This window comes from uncultured Arenimonas sp., from assembly GCF_963976025.1.
Taxonomy (GTDB): domain Bacteria; phylum Pseudomonadota; class Gammaproteobacteria; order Xanthomonadales; family Xanthomonadaceae; genus Arenimonas.
Genome location: NZ_CAXBJS010000120.1, coordinates 1 through 8,232, shown reverse-complemented (window position 1 = coordinate 8,232; position 8,232 = coordinate 1). Strand labels below are relative to the sequence as shown.

The 8,232-nt window shown below is 64.3% G+C and carries 8 protein-coding genes; all 8 read left to right on the top strand.

Going from position 1 to position 8,232, the window contains the following annotated elements; translation table 11 throughout:
- On the top strand, positions 1-834 hold an 834-nt coding region (locus AACZ35_RS10005), incomplete at its 5' end, for a DNA-binding protein (RefSeq protein WP_339828707.1).
- 215 nt (positions 835-1,049) lie between these two features.
- Positions 1,050-1,328, top strand: coding sequence for a BPSL0761 family protein (locus AACZ35_RS10000; RefSeq protein WP_084695818.1), 279 nt, complete (start codon positions 1,050-1,052; stop codon positions 1,326-1,328).
- A 183-nt stretch (positions 1,329-1,511) separates the two neighbouring features.
- On the top strand, positions 1,512-1,859 hold the full coding sequence (locus AACZ35_RS09995) for a hypothetical protein (RefSeq protein WP_034220235.1): 348 nt from the start codon (positions 1,512-1,514) through the stop codon (positions 1,857-1,859).
- A gap of 890 nt (positions 1,860-2,749) precedes the next feature.
- Entirely contained in the window at positions 2,750-3,676 is a 927-nt protein-coding gene (locus tag AACZ35_RS09990; protein WP_152560322.1) for a hypothetical protein, read from the top strand.
- A 277-nt stretch (positions 3,677-3,953) separates the two neighbouring features.
- Entirely contained in the window at positions 3,954-5,684 is a 1,731-nt protein-coding gene (locus AACZ35_RS09985; protein WP_339828698.1) for a hypothetical protein, read from the top strand.
- Positions 5,685-5,858: 174 nt separating this feature from the next.
- A complete protein-coding gene (locus tag AACZ35_RS09980) occupies positions 5,859-6,209 on the top strand; it encodes a CopL family metal-binding regulatory protein (RefSeq protein ID WP_339828695.1) in 351 nt (116 codons plus the stop codon).
- A gap of 88 nt (positions 6,210-6,297) precedes the next feature.
- Entirely contained in the window at positions 6,298-8,001 is a 1,704-nt protein-coding gene (locus AACZ35_RS09975; RefSeq protein WP_339828692.1) for a TolC family protein, read from the top strand.
- Positions 7,998-8,232, top strand: a 235-nt coding sequence (locus AACZ35_RS09970) for a hypothetical protein (RefSeq protein ID WP_339828691.1), incomplete at its 3' end; no start/stop codon positions are given. The genes AACZ35_RS09975 and AACZ35_RS09970, both read left to right, overlap by 4 nt.

Here is an 8,232-nt window from a genome sequence, read left to right as displayed (position 1 = left end):
ATCGAAAGGGTCCGGGCCACGCTCGGAACTGGGTCTCCGAACACCCTGACGCGCATGCTGGACGTCTGGTGGCAGGGGCTCGGAGAGAGGCTGGCAGCCCACCGACGGTCCGCGGCCATCCCGAACGCGCCCACTCTGGTGGTCGACGCCGCATCTGCTCTCTGGGAAATAGCACTGAAAGCTGCAGGGGAGGCGGTTGAACGCGATCTCGAAGGGGTCAGGGAAGCCCTGACCGCGGAACGGCAGGCGCTGGAGGACGAAAAACAGGCCATGGCAGCTGCCTTGGCAGCCGCGCAGCTGGCCCAGAACCGTGCAGAGCAGGCCAATCTGGACACGCAAGTTCGTCTAGCGGATATGCAGCGCCTAGTCGACCAGCAAAGCAGTCAGATTGCAGACCTCCAATCCCGCCTTATAGCCGCCGACAAGAGTGCTTCTGAGCTGGCGATCCAGCTGCAGCGAGCGGAGGCCGCGCGAGCCCAGACACAGGAAGAGGCAGCCGCTGACCGGCGGAACCTAGAGGCAAGTCATCGCGCCGCCGAGAACCGTTGGCTGACCGAAGTGGACCAATTGCGGCAGGAGCGCACTCGAATGAGTCGCCAGCTGCAGCAGGCGGAGAAGGAGTTCCGATCCAAGCTCCAGGATGGAGAATCACGGCTCTCATTACTATCGGGTCAGGTCAGAGATGTCGGCCGCCGGGAGGCGGCGGCAACAGCGCGTGCAGCGGCCCTCGAGAGCCAACTGGATCGATTGCATGAGCAGATCAAGGCGCAATTGAAGCCGTCGAGGCCTGCGCGACGCAGGCCCGCGGCCAAGAAAACGGACTCGGCCCTGTAGCGGCCTCGCCTTCCCGCCACAACAAGTGCCACCGAAGTTTATTCATTTTGGCTAAACCGCCCTAAACTTCCTAAATTCACTTTGAAGTGGCTCGGCCGCAAGTCGGGTCAAGCTCTAGGTGTTTGCCGGATCCGGCCTCCAAGGGGTTGACCCAGTAGCGGTACGACAGACAACAAGCTGGGACTATTGCCAGCCAGCGAACCAGGAGAGCTGTCATGTCGACACCTGATGAGAAAGCCAGAGCCCTTGTGTGGGCTGGCGGGTTTCTCGTTCAAATAAGCCGTAACCCCAGCCTGCCGCTGGAGCTGCGCCGACAGGCGACTGTCATTGCGCGGCATTTCCCCACAATCGAAGATGTTGGGCGACTACCCACGCAAGTGGATCTCCTAGTGCCAAGTGTTGACCGCCTGAGCCAGAGGGGGCTAGAGACATGGTGCAATGATCTAGAACAGGGGCCGTTAACCGACATGACCCGCCTTCGTTGGCCGGACTGACGGTCTTCGGATTGGCTTTTCAGGGGAATCTGCTTTCCGCTGAACAACATGGTTATCGGGGTGCGCGCGGAACGCAGCCCAGTTTCGCTCTTGGGCCAGCACCTCGTCACCGCTCGCGTACAGGCGTAACATAGGAAGCTGGTCGCTGACCGTTCGGCGATCCGAAACATGGGAGGAGCGCCCATGGCTGACCGCTGCGCCTTTTTTCCTTGGCAGACCCTGACGGACCGCGAGCGCTTAGTTTGGGCGTCAAGCTACGCGCAACACCCGGACGATCCGACTTTTGCAGCCGAACACGCCGATGCTTTAGTGTCGGACTTGCGTCGCTTGGGGCTCGATCACAGTGATTCACTGGCGGTGGAGTACGACCTGGCACGCGCGGGGATCCAGCTGACGCGTGAAGAGTTCGGGTCGTGGTATTGCGTGGCGTGGCGAGTGCGGCACGGGGCACATTTGCAGCCCGTGCCGACGGAGGTCGAAGCGGACATGGCCTTCGCGCGCTATCGCGGGTTGATCTCCGATATGCCATAGGCTCACCGAATGGCCCATCGATTCTCGAGTTGGGCGGAGGAAAGCACGTGGAAGGTGCTAAGCAGTCGCTGGCTGCCCGCATGGCTGGGACCAACCGAATCGAGCCCACCGGCTTCTTCGGTCTTGGCCAAGCCGGAGTCTCTTGATAGTGAGGCATCCCTGGTGAGCGACGTGACTTGGCTCAAAGGGCCGCTGCTACACAATCAAGTGTGTGCCCAGGCGTGAAGGCCGTCAAACCCGTGCCGTTGTTTTTCATACGCCATCCATGGCCGTTTCCGTCCGCCCTAAGCCTTTTAGGCTGCCTGGCACAGATTAATGTGCTGGAACCACAGGACGTGGCGGCTGCGTTCACGCCAAGCCAGGCGTACCTGCAATCGCTTGTGAGTTCGCTGCATACGGAGGGTCGCTTAAAAATCAAGAAGCGATTCGTCGAGAAAACACTTCGCTTGCGTCCTTCCGAATTGACGCTGGCTTTTGACAGCTGTGCTTGGTGGCCCCGCGCGCTTCAGCCGCTATTTTCTACCTTCAGTGCGCCACCGCGCTTTTGCCCCGAATGCCTGAAGCAGGGTTACCATTCGCACTTGTTTGATTTGCCGTGGCTATTGCGCTGCCCGGTTCACGCAGTCGAATTGTGCGATTCGTGCCGACACTGCGGAGGCAAGCTTCGAGGGCTGTCTCATCCGTATGATCCTATGGAAGCCTTTACGTGCACGCGTTGCAGGCGAGTTCTCGCTGAGTCTGACGCCATCGTTATGGCCACGCATGCGAGTTCAGACCGATGGAACGAGGTAGTCGCCTCTCATTTTCGTTGGTGTCGAAAGATGTCAGATGCGTACGCGGTTCCGCCGACCTGTCCCGGTGGCGAAGTCGAACCCGACCGCAGCACGTTGATGTCGTTGATCGACGTTACCGGCGTGGGCTGGCCTAAGGAACTGGCGCCCTACGTCGCCTCGAGTCAGGCGCGCTTGCCAGGCTTATCGCGCTCCGCGGTGATTTCGAGCCAGACCGAAATTGACCAGCTGTGTAAGTTGTTTAAGAGGGCGGTGGATGCGCCGCTTGGGGAGTTCAAGTATTTTCCTTGCTCACTTGAGCAGTCCCGGTGGCTCGTAAAATTGGAGAGACGCCTGCAGGATAAGTCGGACCAAACCGAGTCACGAGCGGTGCGCGATCACTATCACTATTACAGACGATGGCGAAAGCTCCAGGGCCTGACACCGCAGGAGAAGAAGGCGCTGACGCACCCGTCATTTCATATCGACTATCACAAGTCCAGTCCGCCGCCGGCATCTGTTCGAGCACGCGGATATCGGTCTCGGGCCGTGACCGTATTCGTCGGGACCAGTCTTGTGGGTGATACGTCTTTGTCGGTCGCTAAGGGACGGTTGTCAGGGCTTACCTGCGTGCGGCTGTTGGCAGTTGTAAACCAGATGAGGCGTAGCTTGGAATATCAAGATGAGGGCGCTGTGGGTGGGGTCGTTGCCTGGTGGTACGAGCACCTGTTGTCACTTTCGCTTATTCAAACCACGACGACGGCAATCCACGAATCTGCGCGGCTTTCTCCGAAGGAGTGTCCGGAAACGGAAGTAATTCCGGGATGGCCCCTCGTAGACATGAACCGGCCGCCGCCGGGCCAGTCATGGATGCTTGCAGCGATCGCTGCCAACACCCAACTGACCGCATACTTGATTCCGGTACCCATGCGCCGATATGAAAAAGAGGAGTCAAAGCTGTACCGCTGTATCTGGGACACCTCGGCTCGGACCGCGGAGGCCGCAGCTTGGTTGCTGCGGCGCAAGCAGGGCGAAGCCGCCGAGTAGGGTAAATCAAGATGTTCCGCTGCGAACTGGGAAAGATCTGATGCTGAAATCCGTTTCCTCCCCAAGCCAACGAGTTGCAGCCGCATTCGAACCAAATTTGGTGTCGTGAGTTGGGAAACTCAGGCGCGCAGCCACAATCGGTGGCGACATCAACGCAACCAATGCGATACCGACGCCACAACTGCGCATAATGTATATTATGTCAAGTTAGCGGTGTCCCCCCAAAGGCCCCGACTGCGTTGATTGGAACGGGATCCCAACCGGTTGCCTCCTTTTGATGCCACAGGTTCGTGATGCCCTCCTGACCCTGGTGATCGGTGTTACCGGCCATCGCGACATCCCGGTCGAGGAACATGCCGCCCTGCAGGCGCGTGTCGTCGGGCTCATCGAGACCCTGCGGCGCGATTTCCCCGACCTGCCGCTGCTCATGCTCAACCCGCTGGCCGAAGGTGGTGACCGCATCGCGGCGCGTGCCGCCAGGGCCATGTCGGTGCCCTTGTTCGTGCCGCTGCCTTTCGCCGTTGAAGAATACGAACGGGATTTCGAAACGCCGGCTTCCCTGGCCGAGTTCCGCGAACTCATGGCCGGCAGTGAAATCCGCGTGCTGCCGCTGGCACCCGGTGTCACGGCCGACGACATCCGCCAGCGTGGCGAGGCCCGCAACCGCCAGTACGCCCAGCTGGGCATGTTCATTTCCTCGCACTGCCAGGTTCTGCTGGCCCTGTGGGACGGCCGGCCCAGCACGGCCCTGGGCGGCACCGGTCAGGTCGTGGCTTTCCATATCGACAACGTCATGCCCGAGCTGGGCGAACGCGACGTCGCGCCCAACCTGCTGGCGGACGACGAGAGCGACCTGGTTTTCCACCTTTCCTGCTCCAGGCGTCTGGCTCCGGGCGGACAGCTGCCGCTGCATGCGCCGGCATCGGCCCACTGGGTGACGGTCGAAGGTTCGACTCCCGAAGCCCGCGGCCTGCCCGAGGCCTATCGCCGGGTTTTCAACCAGATGGCGGCCTTCAACGCCGATACCCAGCGCCATTGGCATGCCATCCAGGCCAACTACCCTCGCCTGCTTCCCGCCGACCCGCCAGGCGCCGTGCCGGCCGGCATCGTCCGCATAGAACGGCTGTTCGGCGCGGCCGACTGGCTGGCCCTGCATTTTCGCCAGCGGGTGCGCCTGAACCTGCAGGCCAGTCATCTGGCCGCCGCATTGATGGGCCTTTCCTTCATCATTTATTCCGACTTGTTGCCTCGCCGGGAACTGGTTATCGCCTTCCTGGGGCTGTTCCTGCTCGGTTATGCGGTGGCCTGGGTCGGCAGGCGCCGGCAGTGGCAGCGCAAGTACCTCGACTACCGCGGTTTGTCCGAAGGCCTGCGCGTGCAGCTCTACTGGCGCCTTGCGGGCGTGCAGGTGCCGGCTGACGGCAGCCTGGGTTACGACAGTTTCCTGCAGAAGCAGGACGTCGAACTGAGCTGGATCCGCCACGCGATGCGCGGCACCAGCCTGGTCCAGGACAGCGGCGCCGCCGCCGACCCACGCTGGCTGCAGTGGACGATCCGGAACTGGGTCGGCGATGCCGATGGCGCCGGTGGGCAGCTCGACTATTTCCGCCGCGGCAGCCAGCAGCGTGCCAAGGCCTATCTCTACACCGAACGCCTTGGCCGCCTGGCCTTGCTGGCCGGCCTCGGCGGCGCGCTGGTGCTGGCGGTGGCCGGTCCGGGTCTGGATGAAGCCAGCCAGGCCGGCCTGGTGATCTTCATGGGCCTGCTGCCGCTGATCGCCGGCATCCGCGAGGCCTATTCCTTCAAGAAGGCCGACAAGGAGCTGATCAAGCAGTTCCAGTTCATGGCGCGCCTTTTCGCCAGCTGCAGTGTGCGCCTGGCGCGTGCTTCGTCGGACGAAGAACGGCGCGAACTGCTGCTGGCCCTGGGCCGTGCCTGTCTGGAAGAACACGCCGAGTGGATCCTGCTGCATCGCGATCGTCCGCTTGAACTGCAGGGGCCGCAATGACCGCGCCGCACTGCTGATACGGCCTGATGTGGTCGCCCAGCGGACAGACCCTGCTCGAGATCGAAATGCAGCACCGCGTCAGTACGTCTTTCGACTGGCACGCCCGGCTTGCTTGACCTTGTCCCGGGGGCAAGGCTCACGCTGGCCCCACTCGTCAGGTGTAAACTTATCGCCATGCCCCTGTTTCGCGCCCTGAGGTATCTGGTGCTCGTCCTGGCCCTCGTGGCCGGCGGCGTGGCGCCCGGCTTTGCCCAGGAAATGCATGCGGAACCTGAACTGTCGATGCAGGCGCCCTGCCATGGCATGGACGGTGAACTGGTCGACGCGGCCCCGGACGCCGCCGGCCATGGCGACTGCTGTGACGACGGCGAATGTCGCTGCGACTGCCTGCAGCACACCACGGCCAGCGTGATGGTCCTGCGCCAGCTGGCACCGTTTGCATCCGGGTCCCGGCCCGCCCTGTTCGCCACGGTCAGCCACGTGCCGGCGCGGACACTGCCAGCTACCCGACCTCCTATCGCCTGAGGCCCCGGCGGACGCCCGTCCGCCGCGCCTGCTGCCGCCCGGCTGCTGCCGGGCCGGGTCCCTTACCGGGACGATTCCGGAGATTTCCATGACTGCCCTGCCTTCCCGCGCCCTGCTGGCGCTGGTCCTGACATCCGCGCTTGCCGGCTGTGCCTCGCTGTCGCCGCAGCCGCGTGATGCGGACATCACCCAATTGCTTGCCGAACGCGGCGGCCCCGCCCTTGACTGGTCGGCCGTGGCCGGTACCGACGAAGAGGCCGCAAGCCTCGAGCGCTGGCTTTCCGAGCCCATGACCCTCGACGCCGCCACCCGCGTGGCGATGCTGCGAAGCCCGCGCCTGCGCGAACACTACGCCCGCCTGGGTCTGGCCCGGGCCGAGGTGCTGGAGACGGTGGAGATCGAGAACCCGCGGCTGTCCTTCCAGCGGATGTCGATCGACGGCGGTGGCCACAACCGCACCACCGGCCTGTCGATGCCGCTGCTGGACCTGCTGTTGTTGCCCGCCAAGGCGCGACTGGCCGCCACCGACTACGACCGGGCGCGATACGACGTCGCCGGCGCGGTGCTCGACACCGTCGCCGACGTCGAAGCGGCCTGGTACGCCTACGTCACCGCCCGCCAGGTCGCGGGCATGCGCGAGGCGGTCAGCGACGCGGCCGCGGCCAGCGCCGAATTGGCCGGGCGTTTCCATGCCGCCGGCAACATCAGCGCGCTGCAGCTGGCGCAGGAGCAGGCCGCCGCCAGCCAGGCCTATATCGAAGCCCTGCAGGCCCGTGCCGACGCGGGTCGGCACCGCCTTGCGCTGCATACCCTGCTGGGCCTGCGCGGCGAAGAAACAAACTGGGAAGCCAGCGATTCGCTGCCGTTGCCGGTTCCGACGGAAGACGATCCGGAGCAACTGGCCCGCCTGGCCAACGACGGCAACCTCGCCGTGCTCGCCGCCCGCGCCGAAGCGGAGGTGCTGGCCGATGCGCTGGGGCTGACCCGCACCCTGCGCTGGTTCGGCGGCAGCGAAATCGGCTACGAGCGTGAGCGTGAAGCCGACGGCGCCCGCCTGCAGGGGCCGGAGATATCGCTGGAGCTGCCGATCTTCAACCAGGGCCAGGCCAAGCTGGCCCGCGCCGAAGCCCGGCTCATGGAAGCGCTGGCACGCGTGCAGCAGGCCGAGCTGGCCGCCGACAACGGCGTGCGCATGGGTGCGCAGACCGTGGCCGCGCTGCGCGAGGTGGTGGACACCCACCGGCTGGCCCTGGTGCCGCAGCGCGAATCGATCGTGGCGCGCCAGCAGGAGCGGCAGAACTTCATGCTGATCGGCGTGTTCGAGCTGATCCAGGCCAAGGTCGCCGAATACGACGCTTACCAGGCCTACCTGGAGGCCGTGCGCGACTACTGGCTGGCCCGCGTCGAGCTGGCCCGCCTGGTCGGCCGTCGCCTGCCCAGCGACGCCGGCATCGATGCACGCACGCCGTCGCTGGAGGAAATCCTCGGCCCGGAAGAAGCGCCGGCCATTGACCACTCCGCGCACGCAGGCATGGACCACTCGATGCACGAGGACGCCAAGCCTGCCGAAGCTGAAGAAATGGACCACTCGATGCATGAAGGCATGGACCATTCGATGCACGAAACGCCACCGCCCGCGGAGCCTGCGAAAACGGATCACTCCGGACACGAAGGCATGGACCATTCCGGCCACGACATGCCGGCGGCCCCGGAACCGGCAGACGTGCCTGAAAAGTCCGAAGACGAAACGCCATCCGATCAACACGACCACCACCACGGAGCCAACCCATGAGCCTGTCCCGACGCAAGCTGCTGATCGGCGCCGGTGCCGGCCTGGCCGGTGCCGCCGCCCTGCCCGCCCTCGCCCAGACCGCGCCGGCCGCGCGCACCACGACCGAAAGCGCGCCGCCGGCGCGTCGCGCCCACGGCAAGGTGCGCACGCTCAACGGTTGGTCCCTGCCCCACCGTATGAACGGCGGCGTCAAGGAATTCCACCTGGTCGCCGAAGAGTTCGAGCACGAGT